The sequence below is a fragment of the Bacillus sp. 01N45 genome (genome assembly GCF_056399205.1).
This window is the reverse complement of record NZ_JBFTQW010000006.1, coordinates 1-23,120: the sequence shown is the minus strand read 5'-3', so window position 1 is coordinate 23,120 and position 23,120 is coordinate 1. Positions and strand designations below refer to the sequence as shown.

Genomic DNA, 23,120 nt, shown 5'->3' with positions numbered 1-23,120 from the left:
ACCTCTCTTTCAAAAAAAGAAAAGCATAGCAAAATGCACAGTAGAGTCCGACTCTACTGTGCATTTCATACGCTATTATTCACCAACATATGGTAAAAGTGCCATTTGACGAGCACGTTTAATTGCAACTGTAAGTTTGCGTTGGTATTTTGCGCTTGTTCCTGTTACACGACGAGGTAAAATTTTACCACGCTCAGAAACGAAACGTTTTAATAAATCAACATCTTTATAGTCAATGCGAGTGATGCCGTTAGATGTGAAGAAACACACCTTACGACGTTTCGCACGTCCACCTTTGCGTCCTGCCATGTCTATTCCCTCCATTCTTTGTTAAAACTAACTAATTTACTGTATTAGAACGGTAAATCGTCGTCGGAAATGTCGATCGGTTGACCTACATTTGAAAATGGATCGTCATTCTTCGTAAATCCAGAGTTACCTTGGTTACCTTGGTTACCTGAATTACTAGATTGACCAAATGGGTTAGAGCTTTGGTTACCGAAACCAGCTCCTGATGGTTGCTGATTAAATGAACCACGTTGCTCCCCACCGCCATTACGCGGCTCTAAAAATTGTACGCTTTCCGCAAGAACTTCTGTTACATATACACGTTTACCATCTTGTCCATCGTAATTACGAGTTTGAAGACGTCCATCTACGCCTGCTAAGCTACCTTTTTTCAAATAATTTGCTACGTTTTCTGCTTGTTTACGCCATATTACACAATTAATAAAGTCAGCCTCACGCTCACCTTGTTGATTCGCAAATGCGCGATTCACAGCTAACGTAAAAGTAGCTACTGCAACACCATTGGGCGTGTAACGTAAGTCAGGGTCCTTAGTTAAACGACCAACGAGGATAACACGATTCATCAATCGAACCACTCTCCCTTATATATCAATTATTTTTCTTCTTCTTTAACAACGATATGACGAAGGATGTCTTCGTTGATCTTAGCTAAACGGTCGAATTCGTTAATCGCTTCTGCGTTAGAGTTCACGTTTAAGATCATGTAGAAACCTTCACGTAAGTCGTTGATTTCGTAAGCTAAACGACGCTTACCCCACTCTTTCGTGTTAATGATTTCTGCACCATTGTTTGTTAAAACACCTGCGAAACGTTCAACTAAAGCTTTTTGAGCTTCTTCTTCAACGCCAGGACGAATGATGTACATAATTTCGTACTTTCTCATTACACTTTCACCTCCTTTTGGTCTAAACGGCCCATAATGGGCAAGGAGCAATTAATTTATAGTAATTACTCACGAGTTTAGATTATATCATAGTAAGTTAGATGAATCAACTCACCCATGCATAAAAAACTTGGCAAACACATAATATATTTGCCAAGCTCATATCTTTATTTTTCCTAGGAAATATTAAATTAAACGTTGAAGCGGAAATGCATAACGTCTCCATCTTTTACGATATACTCTTTTCCTTCTAAACGAACTTTACCAGCTTCTTTTGCAGCTGTCATAGAACCGTTTGTCATTAAGTCTTCGTAAGAAACTGTTTCCGCACGAATAAATCCACGCTCAAAGTCTGTATGAATTACGCCAGCACATTGTGGTGCTTTCATACCTTGTTTAAACGTCCATGCACGTACTTCTTGCACACCAGCTGTGAAGTAAGTAGCAAGTCCTAATAAATCATATGCAGCACGAATTAATTGATCTAAACCAGATTCTTCAATGCCTAGTTCTTCAAGGAATACTTTTTTCTCTTCCTCGTCTAGCTCAGCGATTTCTTCTTCGATTTTTGCACATACAACGATTACTTGAGCATTTTCATTTGCAGCAAATTCTTTTACCATTTGTACATATTTATTTTCAGAAGGATCCATAATATCATCTTCACTTACGTTTGCTACGTATAACATTTCTTTCGTTGTAAGTAAATGAAGGCCTTTAACAATCTTCATTTGTTCTTCTGCAAATTCAACAGTACGAGCTGGTTTTCCTTCTTCAAAAGCTTCTTTTAAACGAACTAAAATTTCATGCTCATATACTGCTTCTTTATCTTTTTGTCTTGCTAACTTCGCAACACGCTCGATACGTTTATCAACAGATTCTAAATCCGCTAAGATTAGCTCTAAGTTGATTGTTTCAATATCATCGATTGGATCTACTTTCCCTGAAACGTGTGTAATATTTTCGTCTTCAAAACAACGAACAACTTGGCAAATTGCATCTACTTGGCGAATGTGAGATAAGAATTTATTTCCTAAACCTTCACCTTTACTAGCACCTTTTACGATACCTGCAATATCAGTAAACTCAAATACAGTCGGAACAGTTTTTTTCGGTTCTACTAATTCCGTTAATTTATTTAAACGCTCATCTGGTACTTCTACAATCCCTACGTTTGGATCAATTGTACAGAATGGATAGTTTGCAGATTCTGCTCCTGCTTGTGTAATTGCATTAAATAAAGTTGACTTCCCTACGTTAGGTAATCCAACAATCCCAGCCGTTAATCCCATATTTTTCACTCCTATGTCTCAATCTTTCATCATTATAGATAGTAACGAAAAAAATGACAAGTTTCCTCCAAACGAAAAAAAGTAACAGCTACCCATTGCAACTGTTACTTTCTCTCTATTCTTCGTGCTTCACAAGTATTTTTTTCACCTTACGATCAAATTCTCTTCGAGGAATCATTACTGAATGGTCACATCCCTCGCACTTAATGCGGATATCCATTCCCATACGAATAATTTTCCAGCGATTCTCACCACATGGGTGGGCTTTCTTCATTTCCACAACATCGTACAAGTTATACTGCTTTTGCTCCATTCTCCAAACCCCTCTCCATACTAAATTGCTTTTCCACTCACCAATTCTTCACGATTATATAAAACCATACGTGGATATGGAATTTCAATCCCATGTAAATCTAGACGATTTTTAATTTCTTTACGAAGTGCTCTCGCAACAACCGCATGTTGCATCGGCTCTACTTCCGCAATAACACGTAATATAACTTCTGACGCAGCCAATGTTTGCACACCTAATAACTGAGGCTTTGCTACCATTTGCGTATACTGTGCAGGTAATTCTTCTAATAACTCTTCAATGACTTGCTCCGCTTTCGCTATGTCAGCCTCATACGAAATGGATACATCAACAAATGCTACACTATTACTAACTGAATAGTTCGTAACTTGAATAATACTTCCATTTGGTAAAGTATGAATTTCGCCTGTCCAACTCTTTACTTTTGTTGTACGAAGTCCAATTTCTAGAACGACACCTTCAAACTGACCAATTTTTACATAGTCACCTACTGAAAATTGATCTTCTAGCAAAATAAATAACCCCGTAATAACATCTTTTACTAAACTTTGAGCACCAAATCCGACTGCTAAACCAATTACCCCGGCACCCGCTAATAAACCAGATGCATTAATATTAAACACACCCAAAATCGCAATTAACATAATGAACATAACAACGTATGCCACAATATTTTCAAGTAACTTCGCTACTGTAACTGTACGACGTTCTGAAATTTGAATTGGCGAACGGCTTCCCATACGAAACGCATTTCGTACAATTGCACGCGCAACTCGCACAATAATTGCACCAAGTATTAAAATAACGACTATTTTTAGTGATTTCACACCTATATTCGTCCAATCAATGGACTCAAACCATTTCAACGCTAAATCCATGTACCTCTACCTCTCCAGCTAAAATTTCTTTTTAATCATCCTTCTTATTGTATCAGAAGTCACCCTGATTTCTGAAAAATTTTTATGACTTTAATTGCATTTGTTAACTTCCATGCAGGTATAAAATGGAACGAATATATATATACTAGTACTATTATTTCCGTTTTCACTCAAGTTTTACAGGAAGTACGCACTTATAGTTTTCCATTTTACTCACCATATAACATATTTTGAAAATTTATTAAAAGGATGGATGCTTCATGAATATTGGAAGTTTTCGCTTACCCTTTTTCGAAAAAGAAACTCAAAATGTTATGCACCAAGACGTAGAAGCCTCCGAGACAATTAGTAACTTCTTACTTTCCCATATCCCTATTAAAACGAATATACCGATTATTCTCGTTTGTATCGGAACAGATCGTTCTACAGGCGATGCACTCGGTCCGTTAGTCGGTACGAAACTAGAACAAGCAGGAATTAAAAACTTCCAAGTGTTCGGCACACTAGATGAGCCAGTGCATGCGCTAAATTTAGAAGAAAGAATTCAGAATATACAGAAAGATAATCCTACTTCATTTATAATTGCGGTTGATGCCTGTTTAGGAAAGTCTCAAAACATCGGTTCCATCACTACCGGAATGGGGCCTAGTAAACCTGGAGCTGCGATGAATAAAAAATTACCTGCAGTTGGTGATTTACATATTCATGGCATCGTAAATCTAAATGGTTTTATGGAGTTTTTCGTCCTGCAAAATACAAGATTAAGTTTAGTCATGAAAATGGCTGATGTAATTGCACAAAGTATAAAAGAAACAGACCAAAAATTATCTGTATTAAAAAAAGCAAACCATCTATAAATAATAAGATGGTTTGCTTTTTAGTTTTTCTGCGCTAATAATTCTAAAATACGATTTAAATCTTCTTTATTAAAAAATTCAATTTCGATTTTACCTTTTTCTTTTTTCGTTTCTTTAATTTTCACATCTGTGCCAAACTTTTCTCTTAAGAACGTTTCGCGTTCTACGAAAAATATGTTCCTCTCTTTTTTCACTTGTTTTGTTTCACGTGAAACGCGTTGATTAATCTCCTGAACAATTTTCTCTAATTGACGAACGTTTAATCCTTCTTTTTCGATTCGTTTTAATAAAGATTTCAATTGTTCTTCATCTTTTATAGTAAGCAAAGTTCTCCCATGGGCCATTGAAAGTTGACCATTTGCAATCATATCTTGCACAAAAGAAGGGAGGCTTAATAACCGCGTATAATTTGCAATGTAAGGTCTGCTCTTACCAAGACGTTTTGCTAATTGTTCTTGCGTTACATTTAGCTCATTCATTAACATTTGATATGCCATTGCTTCTTCCATTGGGTTTAAATCTTCTCGTTGTAAGTTTTCAAGCAATGCAAACTCCATCATTTGCTGCTCATTTAATTGTCTTACAACAGCAGGTACCTTTTCGAGCCCTGCCTCTTTGGCAGCACGATATCTTCTTTCACCTGCAACAATTTCATATCCTTTAATACTCTTCCTAGCAATTAACGGTTGCAATATGCCGTGCTCTTTAATAGAGGCCGATAATTCTTGAATTGCCTCTTTATTAAAGTGTTTACGTGGTTGATATGGATTCGGTCTTAATTCAGTTATCACAATCTCCTGAATTGCCTCTTCTTCTTTCACATCTAAATCAGGAAAAAACACATTAATTCCTCTTCCTAATCCTTTAGCCACCTGCAATCACTTCCTCTGCTAAATCTATATATACTTCTGCCCCTCTTGATTTAGCGTCATACTGCATAATTGGTTTCCCATGACTTGGTGCTTCACTTAAACGAACATTACGAGGAATAATCGAACGGTATACTTTATCCCTAAAGTATTTTTTCACTTCATCTATAACCTGAATCCCTAAATTCGTACGGGCATCCAACATCGTTAACAATACACCTTGAATTGCTAGATTTTTATTTAAGTGCTTTTGCACAAGTCGAACTGTATTTAATAGCTGACTTAATCCTTCTAGTGCGTAATATTCGCATTGAACAGGAATAATAACAGAATCTGCTGCGGTTAATGCATTAATCGTTAATAACCCTAAGGACGGGGGACAGTCGATAATAATATAGTCATATTCATCACGAACTGGCTGTAATGCCCTTTGTAAACGTACTTCCCGGGAAATAGTCGGTACCAATTCAATTTCAGCACCTGCCAATTGAATTGTAGCGGGTAGAACATCTAAGTTTTCAGTTGCGGTTTTACGTATAACCCCTTGAACATCTGCATCTTCCACAAGAACATTGTAAATACATTGATCTAATTCGGATTTTTCAATTCCCACACCAGTCGTTGCATTTCCTTGAGCGTCAATATCTACAAGAAGGACTTTTTTACCTACTTGTGCCAATCCAGCCCCTAAATTAACAGATGTTGTTGTTTTTCCAACGCCACCTTTCTGATTGGCAATAGCAATGATTTTTCCCATGATGTCACCTACTTTCAACCTTTCTATCTTATTCTAGTAACAATTACGTTTATTGTAACATGAAATAAAAGTTTTTCTTTTACGTCCTTATTAAACTTCAAAATTTATTTCTAAACTCCTTCTTCATCTAACAAGAAAATATAGTAAAAGAGACCTATCCAGTAGGATAAGGTCTCTAACACGCCATTATTATTTTTTCTTCGGAATTTTAATTGTAATTTGATAGTACTCATCAAATTCTTCTTCCGCAGAATTAACATTTAAACCACTGTCAGCAACCATTTGTAATGACTGCCTAATTGTATTCATGGCAATTCTCGTATCTCGACTTACTGCTTTTTGCTTTGCCTTACGCTTCGGTTTGGCTTCCTCTAGTAATTTCGCAATTCGTTCCTCTGTTTGCTTTACATTCAGTTGTTTCTCCACAATTTCCTGTAAAACCTTCAGTTGTAATTCCTCATTCTTTAAAGGAATGAGAGCGCGGGCATGACGTTCTGTAATACTTTTTTCTAATAACGCACGTTTTATTTCTTCAGGCAACTTTAACAATCGCAACTTATTTGCGATTGTGGATTGTCCTTTTCCAAGTCGTTGTGCCAATGCTTCTTGTGTTAAATTATGTAACTCAATTAGCTTTTGATATGCCACAGCTTCCTCGATTGCTGTTAGTTCCTCACGTTGCAAGTTTTCAATTAAAGCTACAGAAGCTGTCTCTGTATCATTTAAGTTCTTTATAATTGCAGGAACTTTTTCCCACCCTAACTTTGTTGCTGCACGGAAACGCCTTTCTCCAGCGATAATCTCGTACTTGTCATCCTCATATTGCCTCACAACAATCGGCTGAATCAGCCCATGTGTACGAATCGTTAGTGCTAGCTCTTCAATTCGTGCATCATCAAAAACTGTTCGTGGTTGATAACGGTTAGGGGTAATATTTACTATCGGAATTTCTTGTATTTCTTCATATACCTTTTTATCTATTTCTTCATGGCTTTCGTCTTGTAATTCGAATTCGCTCTCTTTATCTCCAAAGCCAAATAAACGAGAAAACGTATTTTTCATACATATTCCACCACCTTTTAGGCCTATTGACTATTCTCCATAAAATGTTTCCTATGAAACATTTACGTTTTCATTTATATAATTTAATCTTACGTCTAATAAGATTTATTTTTCAATAGGTAATTTATTGGGTGTTCCCGGTTTGCGTGGATATTTCTTTGGTGTCTTGCGCTTTTTCTCGATTAATAAAATATTACGTTCACTTTCTTCAAACGGTAATTGGAACGTAGACATTTCTTTTAAATTCCCACCTAGCACCTCTAAAGCATACTTGCCATTTTCAATTTCTTCGTTTGCTGCGGCACCTTTCATTGCAATGAATGTTCCCCCAACTTTTACAAGTGGTAAACATAGCTCACTCAATACCGAAAGACGCGCGACTGCACGTGCCATTACAATATCGTATGATTCACGTACACCTTCTTTTTTCCCAAATGTTTCCGCACGATCGTGACAAAACGCAACGTCACCTAATTCCAACTTTTGTGCTAAATGATTTAAGAAGTTAATACGTTTTTGCAATGAGTCTACAATTGTTACTTTTAAGTGCGGGAAACAGATTTTCAAAGGAATACTTGGGAATCCAGCTCCTGCGCCAACATCACAAATTGAGAATGGTTCTGAAAAATCATAATAAAAAGCAGCTGTAATGGAATCAAAAAAGTGTTTTAAATATACTTCCTCTTTCTCCGTAATAGCCGTTAAGTTCATTTTTTCATTCCACTCTACTAATGTTTCAAAGTAGATTTCGAACTGCTCTAACTGTCTAGAAGAGAGGGTGATACCCTTCTCTTCTAGCATAGATTGAAATTGTTCTATTTTCATCTAACAATATCTCCTTACTATTTATTGGTTCGATACTCGCGCAATTTTTCCTTGTTCAATATACACAAGTAAAATAGAAACATCCGCTGGATTCACGCCAGAAATACGTGAAGCCTGCCCCATTGAAAGTGGACGCACATCTTTCAATTTCTGTCTCGCTTCTGAGGCAAGGCTAGAAATCGCATCATAATCAATATCCACAGGGATTTTTTTGTTTTCCATTTTCTTCATACGCTCTACTTGCTGTAAGGATTTTTCGATATATCCTTCGTACTTAATCTGAATTTCAACTTGTTCTGTAATTTCATCACTTAATTCTACTTCGCTTGGTACTAAAAGATGAATATGCTCATATGTCATCTCTGGACGACGTAATAAGTCACTTGCACGTATTCCATCTTTCAATTCACTTCCGCCAATACTACGGATTAATTCTTGAACTTCAGGACGTGGTTTAATAATAATGCTGCTTAAACGTTCCTTTTCCTGTTCAATTTTTAATTTTTTATTTGTAAATCGCTCATAGCGCTCTTCTTTAATTAATCCAATTTCACGACCAACTTCAGTTAAACGAAGATCAGCATTATCGTGGCGTAATAATAGGCGATATTCTGCACGAGATGTTAATAAGCGATATGGTTCATTTGTACCTTTCGTTACAAGGTCATCAATTAAGACACCGATATAAGCATCCGCGCGACCTAAAATAACTTCTTTTTTACCTAAAGAACGACATGCTGCATTAATCCCAGCCATAAGCCCTTGTCCTGCCGCCTCTTCGTAACCAGAAGTTCCGTTAATTTGTCCTGCTGTATATAAATTCTTAATTTTTTTCGTTTCAAGTGTTGGCCATAGTTGTGTTGGCACAATTGCATCATATTCAATTGCATAACCTGTACGCATCATTTCAACATTTTCTAGGCCAGGTATTGTTCTAAGCATATCACGTTGCACATCTTCTGGTAAGCTTGTGGATAAACCTTGTACATACACTTCTTGTGTATTACGTCCTTCTGGCTCTAAGAAAATTTGATGACGTGGTTTATCATTAAATCTTACTACTTTGTCTTCAATTGAAGGACAATATCTAGGTCCTGTTCCCTTAATCATACCAGAATACATAGCTGAGCGATGTAGGTTTTCATCTATTAAACGATGTGTTTCCGTACTTGTATACGTCAACCAACATGGAATTTGATCCATAATAAATTTTGTCGTTTCAAAAGAGAAAGCTCGTGGTTTGTCATCACCTGGCTGAATTTCTGTTTTACTGTAATCAATCGTATTACTATTTACACGCGGAGGTGTACCTGTTTTAAATCTAACAAGATCAAATCCAAGCTCCTCTAAATGCTCGGATAAAGTAATAGATGGTTGTTGATTATTCGGACCGCTCGAATATTTTAAATCTCCCATAATAATCTCACCGCGTAAAAATGTTCYAGTCGTAATTACAACTGTTTTGGCTGTATATTCAGCACCAGCTTGCGTAACTACCCCTTTACATTCGCCATCTTCAACGATTAAACGCTCAACCATTCCTTGGAACAACGTTAAATTTGGTGTTTCTTCAATTGTTTTCTTTAATTCATGCTGGTAAGAAAACTTATCTGCTTGTGCGCGAAGCGCGCGTACAGCTGGTCCTTTACCTGTATTTAACATACGCATTTGAATATATGTTTTATCGATGTTGCGTCCCATTTCTCCGCCTAATGCATCAATTTCCCGAACAACAATCCCTTTTGCTGGTCCACCAACAGAAGGGTTACATGGCATAAACGCCACCATATCTAAATTAATTGTTAACATTAATGTTTTGGAGCCCATTCGTGCTGCCGCAAGACCAGCTTCACATCCTGCATGACCTGCACCGATTACTATGACATCGTATGAACCGGCATTGTATCCCATTGTTTATTCCTCCTAAAAATCTCTATCTTTCTCAAACATCGCTATATTATTTTCCTAAACAAAATTGAGAGAACAACTGGTCAATTAGGCTTTCATGGACGGTATCACCAGTAATTTCACCAAGTATTTCCCACGTTCTTGTTAAATCAATTTGCACCATATCAATTGGAACACCATTTTCTATTGCCTCAATTGCATCTCCAATTGTTTTTCCTGCTTGTGTTAATAATCCAATATGTCTCGCGTTAGAAACATATGTCACATCTGCAGAATCAATTGTTCCTTCAAAGAATAAATCAGCTATTGCCTTTTCAAGCTCATCTATTCCTTGTTCCTCAATTAACGATGTTGTAATAATACGATTTCCCGCTGCCAATTCTATAACACGTTCCATATCGATTACTTGCGATAAATCTGTCTTATTTACAATAACAATGAAATCTTTTCCTTGTACGGCACGGAATAGATCTTCATCCTCATGCGTTAAAGCCTCGCTATAATTAACGACAACTAACACTAAATCAGCTTGGCTCATCATTTCTTTTGAACGCTCTACACCAATTCGTTCAACAACATCTTCTGTTTCACGAATCCCGGCTGTATCTATAAGTTTAAGTGGTACACCACGCACATTAACGTACTCTTCAATAACATCACGAGTTGTTCCTGCAATATCAGTTACAATTGCCTTTTTCTCCTGAACAAGACTATTTAATAGCGATGACTTCCCAACGTTAGGTCTACCGATGATTGCAGTAGCAATACCTTCACGTAAAATCTTTCCTTGCTTCGATGTTTCTAATATTTTTGCAATTTCCGTGCGAACATGTGTAGCTTTCTCAATTAAAATATTATGTGTCATTTCTTCCACATCATCATATTCCGGGTAATCTATGTTTACCTCAACATGAGCCAACGTTTCTAATATGTCCTGGCGCAGACGGCCGATTAATTTAGATAATCGTCCTTCCATTTGATTAATCGCTACGTTCATTGCACGATCTGTTTTTGCACGGATTAAGTCCATAACAGCTTCTGCTTGTGATAAATCAATACGGCCATTTAAAAAAGCACGTTTTGTAAATTCACCAGGCTCTGCTAATCGTACTCCTTGCGCTAAAATAAGCTGCAATACTTTATTTACCGAAACAAGTCCGCCGTGACAGTTAATTTCCACTATATTTTCACGTGTAAAAGTCCTTGGTGCACGCAGAATAGATACCATCACTTCTTCAATAACCTGATTTGTATCTAAATCCACAATATGACCATAATGAATTGTGTGAGAAGGAACTTCTGTTAAATCCTTCCCTTTAAAAATACGATTAACTTTTTCAACCGCATCATCTCCACTTACTCGAACAATGGCAATTGCACCCTCTCCAAGCGCTGTGGAAATCGCGGCAATTGTATCAAATTCCATGTCCTTTCACCTCACTTGCTTATTTATCTCTATTTCAACATGATTATTTTCTTCACTAAATTATTAGAATACCATAACGAACCTATCTACAAAAGAATAATAACTCATTTTATTATGTCCTCATGTAAAAAACACTAAACTTATTCACAGTGGATAAGTTTAGTGTTTTTTAGTTATCCACACCTATTTTCCCCTCAAAAAAACCGGCACTCAATTGAGTAACCGGTCACTTGGAAGATATTACAACATGTCGATGTGGTTCTTTTCCTTCAGAAGTTGTAATGATATTTTGATGATTAGATAATGCTTGGTGGATAATCTTTCGTTCAAAAGATGGCATAGGCTCCAACACAACTCTTTTTTTCGTACTTACTACTTGTTTTGCTAATCGATAAGAAAGTGCTTCTAATGTAGCTTTTCTTTTACTACGATAATTTTCAGCATCTAGTGTGATGCCAATATACTGCTTCGTACTACGATTCGCCACAAGTTTTGTTAAATACTGCAAAGAATTCAAGGTGTTTCCTCTTTTCCCAATCAAAACACCTATGTTTTTGCCGGAAATTGTAAATTCAACTTCGCGTCCTTTTACAATTTTACTAATCTCAGCTTCCACACCCATATCATGAATAATATTTTTTAAATATTCTTCACATTCTTGAATCGGATCTTTCTTCAATACAACTTCTACTACTGCAGGTCGGTTCCCAAATAAACCTAGGAACCCTCTTTTACCCTCATCGATAATATTTATATCTACTCGGTCTTTTAGAACATTTAGTTGCCTTAAAGCATCTTGTACTGCCAGCTCGACTGTTTGTCCTTTAGCAGTAATTACACTCACTTGCTTGATCCTTCTGCCTTACTAGCCTTAATTTCTGGCCCCTTGATCAAGTACATTTGAGCGATACCAAAGATATTACCAACAACCCAGTAAAGTGATAATGCAGCTGGGAAGTTAATTGCAAAGACTAAAATCATAATTGGCATAAGCCAAATCATCATTGCCATTTGCGGATTTTGACCAGCTGTTCCTGCCATTGCAAGCTTTTGCTGAATAAATGTCGTAATTGCCGCGACAACCGGTAAGATATAGTACGGATCTGCCTGCCCTAAGTCGAACCATAAAAATGTATGCTTACTAATTTCTGCCGTTCTCATAATCGCATGGTAAAACGCAAATAAAATAGGCATCTGAACAAATATCGGTAAACACCCTGCTAATGGGTTTACACCATTTTTTTGATATAACTGCATCATTTCTTGTTGTAGTTTTTGCTGTGTTGCTTGATCTTTAGAACTATATTTCTCTTTTAACTTCACCATTTCTGGTTGTAACGCTTGCATTGCTTTCGTACTCTTCGTTTGTTTAATCATTAATGGTAATAATGCAAAACGAATGATAAGAGTTGTAACAACGATTGCTAAACCGTAATTACTACCAAATAAGTTGGCAAAATACGTAATTAACTGAGAAAGCGGATATACGAAATATTCATTCCAAATTCCAGTACTTTTCGGTGTAATCGGCTGTTTCACTTCACTACAGCCAGCAGCAATTGCCATTAATGCAATAACCATGGCTAGTAAACCTATTTTCTTTTTCAAAGCCTGCTCCTCCTTGTTTCGGTATGTATATAGTGTAATTCATTTCCTTACGCTACTTTTTTATTCTTTTCATACCAGAGCGTTTAAAGACATGAATTAAGCTTTTCTTTAATTCTTCATATGTCATCTCTGCACAAGGCTTCCTTGCTATTATAACAAAATCTTTTCCAGAATCTATCTCATCTTTTAATTCTGTGATCGACTGGCGAATCATACGTTTAATTCGGTTACGCACTACTGCATTTCCTATTTTCTTGCTGACAGAAAGGCCAATACGAAAGTTTGGCTGCTCTCCCTTATCTAGTTGATAGACAACAAGCTGACGGTTAGCATTCGATTTTCCTTTTTGAAAAACCGTCTGGAATTCATCATTCTTTTTTATACGATATTTTTTCTTCATATCAATTGACACTCCTGTAGTTCATCAGTGGAAATTCACTATTATTAGAAAAAAAGACCACTGAACGATCAGTGGTCTACGCAGATAATACTTTTCTTCCTTTACGACGACGAGCTGCTAGCACTTTACGTCCGTTCGCTGTGCTCATACGGCTGCGGAAACCATGTACTTTGCTGCGCTTACGTTTATTTGGTTGGTAAGTTCTTTTCATTATATGACACCTCCCTGAGGAATATCTGTTAAAGACAGTCCTATAAATTATAGTTAATCAACTAGGAAAATGTCAATGGTTCTCGAAATTTTCATCAAATATTCATTTTGAACCTATTCACATACTTTTTCACAGACCCTATATTTCCTTGTGGATAAATGTTTTTTCTCGGTTTTTATATCCACAAACCCTTTTCGTACTTTTACACAGTATATCGTGTTGTGGACAAGTTTATTCCACAAGGTATTGATTTTGTGGATAACTTTCTTAAATTCATTGCTATAGCTACTTTTTTTTGATATTATAGTTGTGTTTTCACTTTGAATAAGTTTTCCACACCTTTATCTTATCCACAATTTGTGCATAACATGTGGACAGTTTTAATCACATGTGGGTAAATGCTTATCCACATTTGCTTTTTTTGTCGAAAACCCTATCTCATATACAAACGACGTTTTTAGGTTTTAAAATACGTTTCGTATAAATATACATTTTATATTTATTTAGGTTGTACATTTGTTGCGCAACCTTATTCTTTTACCATCTTAGTAAAGGAGGGACACCTTTGGAAAACATCTCTGATTTATGGAACAGCGCCTTAAAAGAACTAGAAAAAAAGGTCAGTAAACCAAGTTATGAAACATGGTTAAAATCAACAACCGCACATAATTTAAAGAAAGACGTGTTAACAATTACAGCTCCAAATGAATTCGCTCGTGATTGGTTAGAATCTCATTATTCAGAGCTAATTTCGGAAACACTTTATGATTTAACGGGGGCAAAATTAGCTATTCGCTTTATTATTCCCCAAAGTCAAGCTGAAGAGGAGATTGATCTTCCTCCTTCTAAACCAAATTCAGCACAAGATGATTCTAATCATTTACCACAGAGTATGCTAAATCCAAAATATACGTTTGATACATTTGTTATTGGCTCTGGTAACCGTTTTGCTCACGCTGCTTCATTGGCCGTAGCCGAAGCGCCAGCTAAAGCATATAATCCCCTCTTTATTTACGGGGGAGTTGGACTCGGAAAGACCCATTTAATGCATGCAATTGGTCATTATGTAATTGAACATAACCCCAACGCAAAGGTTGTATATTTATCATCAGAAAAATTCACAAATGAATTCATTAATTCTATTCGTGATAATAAAGCGGTCGATTTTCGTAATAAATACCGTAATGTAGATGTTTTATTGATAGATGATATTCAATTTCTAGCAGGAAAAGAACAAACTCAAGAAGAGTTTTTCCATACATTCAATGCATTACACGAAGAAAGTAAACAAATTGTAATTTCAAGTGATCGGCCACCAAAAGAAATTCCAACTTTAGAAGATCGTCTTCGTTCTCGCTTTGAATGGGGACTCATTACGGATATTACGCCACCAGATTTAGAAACACGAATTGCAATTTTACGTAAAAAAGCAAAGGCTGAAGGACTCGATATACCAAATGAGGTTATGCTTTATATTGCAAATCAAATTGATTCAAACATTCGTGAACTAGAAGGTGCACTTATCCGAGTTGTAGCTTATTCATCTTTAATTAACAAAGATATTAATGCTGATTTAGCAGCTGAAGCACTTAAAAATATTATTCCAAATTCTAAACCAAAAATTATCTCCATTTATGATATTCAAAAGGCTGTCGGGGATGTTTATCAAATAAAACTGGAAGATTTCAAGGCGAAAAAGCGAACAAAATCAGTTGCCTTCCCTCGCCAAATTGCAATGTATTTATCACGCGAACTTACAGATTACTCCTTACCTAAAATCGGTGAAGAATTTGGTGGACGTGATCATACAACAGTTATCCATGCTCATGAAAAAATTTCTAAGCTGCTTAAAACGGATACGCAATTACAAAAACAAGTTGAAGAAATTAACGATATTTTAAAGTAGTAGCTGAATAGTGTGAATAACTTCCCTTGTTTTACGCACAGTCTATCCACATGTAGATAGACTGTTTTTACATCCTTCAACGGGGTTATCCACATATCCACAGGCCCTATTACTATTACTACTATTTTTTATCTTTATTAATTAAATAAAATATTATACTTACCGGAGGTTTTTCTTTATGCGTTTTACAATACAAAAAGACTATCTTGTAAGAAGTGTACAAGATGTAATGAAGGCTGTTTCTTCTCGTACAACAATTCCGATCCTTACAGGAATTAAAGTTGTCGCTACGGAAGAAGGAGTTACGTTAACAGGAAGCGATGCTGATATTTCTATTGAATCTTTTATCCCAGTTGAAGACAATGGAAAAGAAATCGTAGAAGTAGCACAATCAGGAAGTATTATTTTACAAGCAAAATATTTTAGTGAGATTGTAAAAAAATTACCTAAAGAGACTGTCGAAATTTCTGTGGAAAATCATTTTATGACAAAAATAATTTCTGGAAAATCAGAGTTTAATTTAAATGGTTTAGATTCTGCTGAATATCCATTGTTACCACAAATTGAAGAACATCATGTTTTTAAGATCCCAACAGATTTACTGAAACATATGATCAGACAAACTGTATTTGCAGTTTCCACTTCTGAAACAAGACCAATCTTGACAGGTGTAAACTGGAAAGTATATAACAGCGAATTAACTTGCATTGCTACAGATAGTCACAGGTTAGCTCTTCGAAAAGCAAAAATCGAAGGAATCGCAGATGAATTTCAAGCGAATGTTGTTATTCCAGGTAAAAGCTTAAATGAATTAAGCAAAATTCTAGATGAGTCTGAAGAAATGGTAGATATCGTTATTACGGAGTATCAAGTATTATTCCGTACAAAGCATTTATTATTCTTCTCAAGATTGTTAGAAGGTAATTATCCGGATACAACTCGTTTAATTCCAGCCGAAAGTAAAACAGATATTTTTGTAAATACAAAAGAATTTTTACAAGCGATTGATCGTGCATCTTTATTAGCAAGGGATGGTCGTAATAATGTTGTAAAATTATCAACTTTAGAACAGGAAATGCTAGAAATTTCTTCGAATTCACCAGAAATTGGGAAAGTAGTAGAAGAAGTTCAATGTGAAAAGATGGATGGGGAAGAGTTAAAAATATCTTTTAGTGCAAAATATATGATGGATGCACTAAAAGCTTTAGATAGTACTGAAATTAAAATTAGCTTTACTGGTGCGATGAGACCATTCTTAATTCGTACAGTAAATGATGAGTCCATTATTCAATTAATTTTACCGGTTCGTACTTACTAAGTAAGAAGTAAGGGTTGCTAGTTTTCAGATACTAGTAGCCCTTATTTGATTTTTGGGTATTACTTTCCTAATGTTAGTTTATTTAGTACAATGAAAGAATGAACACTTTCAGAAAGTGAGCGATTTTATGAAACGTATTAAAATTTCAACAGAGTATATTACACTAGGACAATTTTTGAAGTTAGCCGATGTAATTGATACAGGTGGCGCTGTAAAATGGTTTTTACAAGAATATGAAGTGTACGTGAATCAAGAACTTGAAAATAGAAGAGGTCGCAAATTATATGCGAACGATATTATTGAAATTCCAGGAAGCGGAAGTTTCCAAGTTCAGGCATAAAGGGGGAGCCCTTTGTTTATTTCAGAAATACAATTAAAAAACTATCGCAATTATGAAAAGTTAGAGCTTTCCTTTGAAGATAAAGTGAATGTGATTATCGGTGAAAACGCACAAGGGAAAACGAATTTGATGGAAGCTATTTATGTTTTAGCGATGGCGAAATCTCATAGAACCTCTAATGATCGCGAGCTTATCCGTTGGGATGAAGACTTCGGTCAAATTAAAGGGAAATTACAAAAGAGAAATAGTTCTTTGTCTTTGGAATTAAATATTTCGAAAAAAGGTAAAAAGGCAAAATTAAATCAACTTGAACAACAAAAATTGAGTCAATATATTGGCATGATGAATGTTGTCATGTTTGCCCCAGAAGATTTAAATCTTGTAAAAGGAAGCCCTCAAGTAAGAAGACGCTTTTTAGATATGGAATTAGGCCAAATAGCTCCAATCTATTTGTATGAATTGAGTCAATATCAAAAGGTGCTCACGCAACGAAATCACTTGCTGAAAAAGATGCAAGGGAATAGTAAGAATGAGGAAACGATGTTGGATGTATTTACACTTCAACTTATTGAGCATGGTGCAAAAATATTGCAAAAACGGTTTGAGTTTTTGCATTTACTACAAGAATGGGCAGCTCCAATTCATCGCGGTATAAGCCGCGGATTAGAAGAATTAGAAATTGTCTATAAACCAAGTGTAGATGTATCAGAATCAATGGATTTGTCGAAAATAAAAGAAGTATACTATGAAAATTTTCAATCTGTGAAACAACGTGAGATTTTCCGTGGTACGACTTTAATTGGTCCTCATCGTGATGATTTACAATTCTTCGTTAATAGTAAAAATGTTCAAGTCTTTGGTTCGCAAGGACAACAACGAACGACCGCACTGTCCCTAAAATTAGCTGAAATTGAATTGATTTACTCAGAAGTTAAGGAATATCCAATTCTTTTATTGGATGATGTATTATCAGAATTAGATGATTATCGTCAATCGCATCTGTTAAATACAATTCAAGGAAAAGTGCAAACATTTGTGACAACGACGAGTGTCGACGGAATTGAACACGAAACATTAAAAGAAGCGAAAACAATTCATGTAACGAACGGCACGGTAGATTGTGAAATAGATAGGGCGTAATCCCTATTTAAATGGAAAAGTAGGTGATCTTTGTGTCAATGGAACAAAAGCAAATGGAAGAAAACTCATATGATGAAAGTCAGATACAGGTACTTGAAGGATTAGAAGCGGTTCGAAAACGCCCTGGGATGTATATTGGATCTACAAGTGGAAAAGGACTTCACCATCTTGTGTGGGAAATCGTCGATAATAGTATTGATGAAGCACTTGCAGGGTATTGTGATGAAATTAACGTTAGTATCGAAGAAGATAATAGTATTCTTGTAACGGATAATGGACGTGGTATTCCAGTTGGTATACAAGAAAAAATGGGACGTCCTGCTGTAGAAGTTATAATGACCGTTCTTCATGCTGGTGGTAAGTTTGGCGGTGGCGGTTATAAAGTTTCTGGTGGTTTGCATGGTGTTGGGGCATCTGTAGTAAATGCTCTATCAACAGAACTAGAGGTATTTGTACATCGTGAAGGCAAAATCCATTATCAAAAATACGAAAGAGGTATCCCGGTTGCGGATTTAAAAGTCATTGGTGACACAGATCAAACAGGGACAATAACTCGATTTAAACCAGATCCAGAAATTTTTCAGGAAACAATAGTATACGAATTTGATACGTTAGCAACTCGTATGCGCGAATTAGCATTTTTAAATCGTAATATTAAATTAACAATTGAAGATAAACGTGAACATAAACAGAAGAAAGAATTCCATTATGAAGGTGGAATTAAATCATATGTTGAACATTTAAATCGTTCAAAACAGCCAATTCATGAAGAACCTGTATATGTAGAGGGTTCAAAAGATGGTATTCAGGTTGAAGTTGCGCTTCAATATAACGAAGGATACACAAATCATATTTACTCATTTACAAATAATATTCATACGTATGAAGGTGGTACACATGAGGTAGGATTTAAAACAGCCTTAACTCGTGTGATCAACGATTATGGTCGTAAAAATAATATTTTAAAAGATGCGGATAGTAATTTAACTGGTGAAGATGTTCGTGAAGGTTTAACAGCGATTGTGTCAATTAAACATCCAAATCCACAATTCGAAGGACAAACGAAGACGAAACTTGGAAATAGTGAAGCAAGAACAATTACAGAGTCAGTATTCTCAGAGGCATTTGAAAAGTTCTTACTGGAAAATCCGAATGTTGCACGTAAGATTATAGATAAAGGGACGATGGCAGCGCGTGCGCGTGTAGCAGCTAAAAAGGCTCGTGAGTTAACTCGCCGAAAGAGTGCTTTAGAAGTTTCAAGTTTACCAGGGAAATTGGCAGACTGTTCTTCTAAAGATCCAGCAATTAGTGAAATCTATATCGTAGAGGGTGACTCTGCGGGTGGGTCTGCAAAACAAGGACGTGATCGTCATTTCCAAGCAATTTTACCGCTGAAGGGTAAAATTATTAATGTTGAAAAGGCACGCTTAGATAAGATTTTATCAAATGATGAAGTTCGTACAATTATTACGGCGATTGGTACAAATATCGGCGGAGACTTCGCTATTGAAAAAGCACGCTATCATAAAGTTATTATTATGACGGATGCCGATGTTGATGGTGCGCATATTCGTACCCTATTATTAACGTTCTTCTATCGCTATATGCGTCAAATAATTGAGTGCGGTTATATATATATTGCACAGCCACCTTTGTTTAAAGTACAACAAGGTAAGAAAATTCAATATGCTTACAATGATAAGGAACTTGAAAAAATCTTAGCTGAATTACCAGCCCAACCTAAGCCGGGGATTCAGCGTTATAAAGGTCTAGGGGAAATGAATCCAACTCAGTTATGGGAGACGACAATGGACCCAGAAGTACGTTCATTACTTCAAGTTTCACTTCAAGATGCAATTGAAGCGGATGAAACATTTGAAATTTTGATGGGAGATAAAGTAGAGCCACGTCGTAACTTTATCCAAGAAAATGCAAAATACGTGAAAAACCTTGATATTTAAATGGGTAATGACAGGAATCTAAGTATTCCTGTCTTCTACATATAAATCAATGTATGTGTAACGGAAATGTAAGAGGAGGTGCTGGTTGATGTCAGACAATCAACAACAAGCACGAATTCGAGAAATTAATATTAGTCATGAAATGCGTACCTCGTTTTTAGATTACGCAATGAGTGTTATCGTATCTCGTGCATTACCAGATGTTCGTGATGGATTAAAACCTGTGCATCGTAGGGTTTTATATGCGATGAATGATTTAGGAATTACAGCTGATAAAGCGTATAAAAAATCAGCGCGTATTGTCGGTGAAGTAATCGGTAAGTATCACCCTCACGGTGATTCAGCTGTTTACGAGACGATGGTACGTATGGCGCAAGATTTTAGTCAACGTTATATGCTTGTTGATGGGCATGGTAACTTTGGTTCTGTTGATGGTGATTCAGCAGCAGCGATGCGTTATACAGAAGCAAGAATGTCTAAGATTTCTATGGAATTAATACGTGATATTTCAAAAAATACGATTGATTATCAAGATAACTATGATGGTTCTGAAAGAGAGCCAATTGTATTGCCAGCGCGTTTCCCTAATTTATTAGTGAATGGTACGACGGGTATTGCGGTAGGTATGGCAACGAATATTCCACCGCATCAACTTGGTGAAGTAATTGATGGTGTATTGGCACTAAGCCATAATCCCGACATTACGATTGCGGAATTAATGGAGTTTATTCCAGGACCAGATTTTCCAACAGCAGGTTTAATTTTGGGACGAAGTGGGATTCGAAGAGCGTATGAAACAGGTAGAGGCTCTATTATGCTTCGAGCTAAAGTTGAAATTGAAGAGAAGTCAAATGGTAAACAATCTATTCTCGTAACTGAACTACCTTATCAAGTTAATAAGGCGCGATTAATTGAAAAAATTGCAGAATTAGTTCGTGATAAGAAAATTGAAGGTATTACGGATTTACGTGATGAGTCAGATCGAAACGGTATGCGTATTGTTATGGAAGTACGCCGTGATGCCAATGCCAATGTACTATTAAATAATCTATATAAACATACAGCACTTCAAACAAGTTTCGGTATTAATATGTTGTCTCTTGTAAATGGAGAGCCACAAGTACTGAATTTAAAACAAAATTTATATCATTACTTGGAGCATCAGAAGGTAGTAATTCGTCGACGTACTGCTTATGAATTAGAAAAAGCAGAGGCGCGTGCTCATATTTTAGAAGGATTACGAATTGCTCTAGATCATCTAGATGAAGTTATTACGTTAATTCGTAGTTCGAAAACAGCAGATATTGCAAAACAAGGCTTAATGGAACGTTTCGGTTTAAGTGAGAAACAAGCACAAGCAATTTTAGATATGCGTCTGCAACGTTTAACAGGATTAGAACGTGAAAAAATTGAGCAAGAATATCAAGACTTAATGAAGTTAATCGCTGAATTAAAAGCAATCTTAGCAGATGAAGAGAAAGTTCTTGAGATTATTCGTGAAGAATTAACGGAAGTAAAAGAACGCTTCAATGATAAGAGACGAACGGAAATTACAATTGGTGGCATGGAATTTATTGAAGATGAAGATTTGATTCCAGAACAAAACATCGCTATTACGTTAACTCATAATGGTTATATTAAGAGGTTACCGGCTTCTACGTACAAAACACAGAACCGTGGTGGACGTGGTGTGCAAGGAATGGGAACAAATGATGATGATTTCGTAGAGCATTTATTAACTACTTCTACGCATGATCACATTTTATTCTTTACTAATAAAGGGAAAGTATACCGTACGAAAGGATATGAAATCCCAGAGTATAGTCGTACAGCAAAAGGTATACCTATTATTAACTTATTAGGTGTAGATAAGGGTGAATGGATTAACGCCATTATTCCAATTCGTGAATTTGGTGATGATGAATTCTTATTCTTCACAACAAAACAAGGTATTTCTAAGAGAACGCCACTTTCATCATTTGCAAATATACGTACGAATGGTTTAATCGCCATCTCTCTTCGTGAAGAGGATGAAGTAATATCTGTACGTTTAACATCTGGTGATAAGGATATTATTGTAGGAACAAGCAATGGTATGTTAATTCGCTTTAACGAGCAAGATGTGCGTTCTATGGGACGTAATGCGGCTGGTGTAAAAGCAATTACATTAGGTGATGAAGATCAAGTTGTAGGCATGGAAATTGTCGAAGAGGATGTAAATGTTCTAATCGTAACGAAAAATGGTTATGGAAAACGTACACCTATTGATGAATACCGTCTACAAAGCCGTGGTGGTAAAGGTCTGAAGACTTGTAATATTACAGATAAAAACGGTAAATTAGTAGCTGTTAAATCTGTAACAGGTGAAGAAGATATCATGTTAATTACGGCAGCAGGTGTTATTATTCGTATGCCAGTTGATCAAATCTCTCAAATGGGACGTAATACACAAGGTGTTCGTCTAATTCGATTAGAGGATGAGCAAGAGGTAGCGACGGTAGCAAAAGCACAGAAAGATGAAGAAGAGGAATCTAATGAAGAGGTTTCTTCTGAAGAATAAGAGGGGGATTTTTCCTCCTCTTATTTTTTTATAATAATACTTGCATAGCAATGGAAAACTCTATATAATAGGCAGAGTCAGCAAATGAGAGATACAAATTATCTTAAAAAACTTGTTGACGAAAATAATATACTATGATATATTATGAAAGTCGCTGAAACGCGATGTTGAACTTTGAAAACTAAACGAAACAAACAACGTGAAACGTCAATTTTTATTTTTAGATGCTAGACAAACTAACTTTATTGGAGAGTTTGATCCTGGCTCAGGATGAACGCTGGCGGCGTGCCTAATACC

23 protein-coding genes are annotated in these 23,120 nt (G+C 36.1%); 7 read left to right on the top strand and 16 right to left on the bottom strand.

Going from position 1 to position 23,120, the window contains the following annotated elements; all coding sequences use genetic code 11:
• Positions 1 to 75 precede the first annotated feature (75 nt).
• The 6 genes from rpsR to AC1DMU_RS15325 all read right to left on the bottom strand — a co-directional run bounded on the left by rpsR (position 76) and on the right by AC1DMU_RS15325 (position 3,675).
• Positions 76 to 309 (bottom strand): 30S ribosomal protein S18, encoded by a 234-nt coding sequence (gene rpsR, locus AC1DMU_RS15350; RefSeq protein ID WP_000918874.1) that lies wholly within the window; start codon positions 307 to 309, stop codon positions 76 to 78.
• Positions 310 to 353: 44 nt separating this feature from the next.
• On the bottom strand, positions 354 to 875 hold the full coding sequence (ssb, locus tag AC1DMU_RS15345) for a single-stranded DNA-binding protein (protein ID WP_000981963.1): 522 nt from the start codon (positions 873 to 875) through the stop codon (positions 354 to 356).
• A 26-nt stretch (positions 876 to 901) separates the two neighbouring features.
• Positions 902 to 1,192 carry a 30S ribosomal protein S6 gene (rpsF, locus tag AC1DMU_RS15340; protein ID WP_001233781.1) on the bottom strand — a complete coding sequence of 97 codons (291 nt, stop codon included), beginning with the start codon at positions 1,190 to 1,192 and terminating at the stop codon, positions 902 to 904.
• A 191-nt stretch (positions 1,193 to 1,383) separates the two neighbouring features.
• The gene (gene ychF / locus AC1DMU_RS15335) at positions 1,384 to 2,484 is read right to left on the bottom strand and encodes a redox-regulated ATPase YchF (protein WP_088065090.1); all 1,101 of its coding nucleotides are present in this window, start codon (positions 2,482 to 2,484) and stop codon (positions 1,384 to 1,386) included.
• Between the two features lie 115 nt (positions 2,485 to 2,599).
• The gene (locus AC1DMU_RS15330; RefSeq protein WP_000436051.1) at positions 2,600 to 2,797 is read right to left on the bottom strand and encodes a DUF951 domain-containing protein; all 198 of its coding nucleotides are present in this window, start codon (positions 2,795 to 2,797) and stop codon (positions 2,600 to 2,602) included.
• A gap of 20 nt (positions 2,798 to 2,817) precedes the next feature.
• Positions 2,818 to 3,675 (bottom strand): mechanosensitive ion channel family protein, encoded by an 858-nt coding sequence (locus AC1DMU_RS15325; protein ID WP_000362298.1) that lies wholly within the window; start codon positions 3,673 to 3,675, stop codon positions 2,818 to 2,820.
• Between the two features lie 260 nt (positions 3,676 to 3,935).
• On the opposite strand from AC1DMU_RS15325, the gene yyaC reads away from it, so the two are divergent.
• Positions 3,936 to 4,532 (top strand): spore protease YyaC, encoded by a 597-nt coding sequence (yyaC, locus tag AC1DMU_RS15320; protein ID WP_001020737.1) that lies wholly within the window; start codon positions 3,936 to 3,938, stop codon positions 4,530 to 4,532.
• A 20-nt stretch (positions 4,533 to 4,552) separates the two neighbouring features.
• Here yyaC and spo0J read toward each other — a convergent pair whose 3' ends face one another.
• The 10 genes from spo0J to rpmH form a co-directional block, all read right to left on the bottom strand.
• Positions 4,553 to 5,404 (bottom strand): stage 0 sporulation protein Spo0J, encoded by an 852-nt coding sequence (spo0J, locus tag AC1DMU_RS15315; protein ID WP_001051814.1) that lies wholly within the window; start codon positions 5,402 to 5,404, stop codon positions 4,553 to 4,555.
• Complete coding sequence (gene soj / locus AC1DMU_RS15310) at positions 5,397 to 6,158, bottom strand: sporulation initiation inhibitor protein Soj (RefSeq protein WP_000516117.1); 762 nt, start codon at positions 6,156 to 6,158, stop codon at positions 5,397 to 5,399. Before soj ends, spo0J begins: the two co-directional genes overlap by 8 nt.
• Before the next feature lie 189 nt (positions 6,159 to 6,347).
• Positions 6,348 to 7,220, bottom strand: a complete 873-nt coding sequence (gene noc / locus AC1DMU_RS15305; protein WP_000799025.1) for a nucleoid occlusion protein — start codon at positions 7,218 to 7,220, stop codon at positions 6,348 to 6,350.
• Between the two features lie 105 nt (positions 7,221 to 7,325).
• On the bottom strand, positions 7,326 to 8,045 hold the full coding sequence (rsmG, locus tag AC1DMU_RS15300) for a 16S rRNA (guanine(527)-N(7))-methyltransferase RsmG (RefSeq protein WP_088065091.1): 720 nt from the start codon (positions 8,043 to 8,045) through the stop codon (positions 7,326 to 7,328).
• A 21-nt stretch (positions 8,046 to 8,066) separates the two neighbouring features.
• The gene (gene mnmG, locus AC1DMU_RS15295; RefSeq protein WP_476941525.1) at positions 8,067 to 9,956 is read right to left on the bottom strand and encodes a tRNA uridine-5-carboxymethylaminomethyl(34) synthesis enzyme MnmG; all 1,890 of its coding nucleotides are present in this window, start codon (positions 9,954 to 9,956) and stop codon (positions 8,067 to 8,069) included.
• 46 nt (positions 9,957 to 10,002) lie between these two features.
• On the bottom strand, positions 10,003 to 11,379 hold the full coding sequence (gene mnmE, locus AC1DMU_RS15290; RefSeq protein ID WP_087981843.1) for a tRNA uridine-5-carboxymethylaminomethyl(34) synthesis GTPase MnmE: 1,377 nt from the start codon (positions 11,377 to 11,379) through the stop codon (positions 10,003 to 10,005).
• A gap of 226 nt (positions 11,380 to 11,605) precedes the next feature.
• A complete protein-coding gene (gene jag / locus AC1DMU_RS15285; protein ID WP_060487895.1) occupies positions 11,606 to 12,223 on the bottom strand; it encodes an RNA-binding cell elongation regulator Jag/EloR in 618 nt (205 codons plus the stop codon).
• Positions 12,220 to 12,987 carry a YidC family membrane integrase SpoIIIJ gene (spoIIIJ, locus tag AC1DMU_RS15280; RefSeq protein ID WP_048542855.1) on the bottom strand — a complete coding sequence of 256 codons (768 nt, stop codon included), beginning with the start codon at positions 12,985 to 12,987 and terminating at the stop codon, positions 12,220 to 12,222. Before spoIIIJ ends, jag begins: the two co-directional genes overlap by 4 nt.
• A 52-nt stretch (positions 12,988 to 13,039) precedes the next feature.
• Positions 13,040 to 13,387 carry a ribonuclease P protein component gene (gene rnpA / locus AC1DMU_RS15275; RefSeq protein ID WP_000731505.1) on the bottom strand — a complete coding sequence of 116 codons (348 nt, stop codon included), beginning with the start codon at positions 13,385 to 13,387 and terminating at the stop codon, positions 13,040 to 13,042.
• Between the two features lie 76 nt (positions 13,388 to 13,463).
• Positions 13,464 to 13,598: a 50S ribosomal protein L34 gene (rpmH, locus tag AC1DMU_RS15270; RefSeq protein ID WP_000831901.1), complete on the bottom strand. Its 135-nt coding sequence runs from the start codon at positions 13,596 to 13,598 to the stop codon at positions 13,464 to 13,466.
• A gap of 565 nt (positions 13,599 to 14,163) precedes the next feature.
• On the opposite strand from rpmH, the gene dnaA reads away from it, so the two are divergent.
• From dnaA to gyrA, 6 genes are all read left to right on the top strand, one after another.
• Positions 14,164 to 15,504: a chromosomal replication initiator protein DnaA gene (gene dnaA / locus AC1DMU_RS15265; RefSeq protein ID WP_000428027.1), complete on the top strand. Its 1,341-nt coding sequence runs from the start codon at positions 14,164 to 14,166 to the stop codon at positions 15,502 to 15,504.
• Between the two features lie 178 nt (positions 15,505 to 15,682).
• Positions 15,683 to 16,822: a DNA polymerase III subunit beta gene (gene dnaN / locus AC1DMU_RS15260; protein ID WP_087981847.1), complete on the top strand. Its 1,140-nt coding sequence runs from the start codon at positions 15,683 to 15,685 to the stop codon at positions 16,820 to 16,822.
• 127 nt (positions 16,823 to 16,949) lie between these two features.
• A complete protein-coding gene (gene yaaA / locus AC1DMU_RS15255) occupies positions 16,950 to 17,162 on the top strand; it encodes a S4 domain-containing protein YaaA (protein WP_000821366.1) in 213 nt (70 codons plus the stop codon).
• A gap of 12 nt (positions 17,163 to 17,174) precedes the next feature.
• Positions 17,175 to 18,302, top strand: a complete 1,128-nt coding sequence (gene recF, locus AC1DMU_RS15250; RefSeq protein ID WP_000470742.1) for a DNA replication/repair protein RecF — start codon at positions 17,175 to 17,177, stop codon at positions 18,300 to 18,302.
• Positions 18,303 to 18,340: 38 nt separating this feature from the next.
• A complete protein-coding gene (gyrB, locus tag AC1DMU_RS15245) occupies positions 18,341 to 20,263 on the top strand; it encodes a DNA topoisomerase (ATP-hydrolyzing) subunit B (protein WP_000435974.1) in 1,923 nt (640 codons plus the stop codon).
• Positions 20,264 to 20,351: 88 nt separating this feature from the next.
• Complete coding sequence (gyrA, locus tag AC1DMU_RS15240; RefSeq protein WP_001282859.1) at positions 20,352 to 22,823, top strand: DNA gyrase subunit A; 2,472 nt, start codon at positions 20,352 to 20,354, stop codon at positions 22,821 to 22,823.
• The last annotated feature ends 297 nt before the right edge of the window (positions 22,824 to 23,120 follow it).

Excerpts from the sequence above, each read along its gene's own strand:
- rpsR (WP_000918874.1), bottom strand. The coding sequence starts at position 309 with ATGGCAGGACGCAAAGGTGGACGTGCGAAACGTCGTAAGGTGTGTTTC.
- rpsF (WP_001233781.1), bottom strand. The coding sequence starts at position 1,192 with ATGAGAAAGTACGAAATTATGTACATCATTCGTCCTGGCGTTGAAGAA.
- ychF (WP_088065090.1), bottom strand. The coding sequence starts at position 2,484 with ATGGGATTAACGGCTGGGATTGTTGGATTACCTAACGTAGGGAAGTCA.
- AC1DMU_RS15330 (WP_000436051.1), bottom strand. The coding sequence starts at position 2,797 with ATGGAGCAAAAGCAGTATAACTTGTACGATGTTGTGGAAATGAAGAAA.
- AC1DMU_RS15325 (WP_000362298.1), bottom strand. The coding sequence starts at position 3,675 with ATGGATTTAGCGTTGAAATGGTTTGAGTCCATTGATTGGACGAATATA.
- yyaC (WP_001020737.1), top strand. The coding sequence starts at position 3,936 with ATGAATATTGGAAGTTTTCGCTTACCCTTTTTCGAAAAAGAAACTCAA.
- soj (WP_000516117.1), bottom strand. The coding sequence starts at position 6,158 with ATGGGAAAAATCATTGCTATTGCCAATCAGAAAGGTGGCGTTGGAAAA.
- noc (WP_000799025.1), bottom strand. The coding sequence starts at position 7,220 with ATGAAAAATACGTTTTCTCGTTTATTTGGCTTTGGAGATAAAGAGAGC.
- rsmG (WP_088065091.1), bottom strand. The coding sequence starts at position 8,045 with ATGAAAATAGAACAATTTCAATCTATGCTAGAAGAGAAGGGTATCACC.
- mnmE (WP_087981843.1), bottom strand. The coding sequence starts at position 11,379 with ATGGAATTTGATACAATTGCCGCGATTTCCACAGCGCTTGGAGAGGGT.
- rnpA (WP_000731505.1), bottom strand. The coding sequence starts at position 13,387 with ATGAAGAAAAAATATCGTATAAAAAAGAATGATGAATTCCAGACGGTT.
- rpmH (WP_000831901.1), bottom strand. The coding sequence starts at position 13,598 with ATGAAAAGAACTTACCAACCAAATAAACGTAAGCGCAGCAAAGTACAT.
- dnaN (WP_087981847.1), top strand. The coding sequence starts at position 15,683 with ATGCGTTTTACAATACAAAAAGACTATCTTGTAAGAAGTGTACAAGAT.
- yaaA (WP_000821366.1), top strand. The coding sequence starts at position 16,950 with ATGAAACGTATTAAAATTTCAACAGAGTATATTACACTAGGACAATTT.
- gyrB (WP_000435974.1), top strand. The coding sequence starts at position 18,341 with ATGGAACAAAAGCAAATGGAAGAAAACTCATATGATGAAAGTCAGATA.
- gyrA (WP_001282859.1), top strand. The coding sequence starts at position 20,352 with ATGTCAGACAATCAACAACAAGCACGAATTCGAGAAATTAATATTAGT.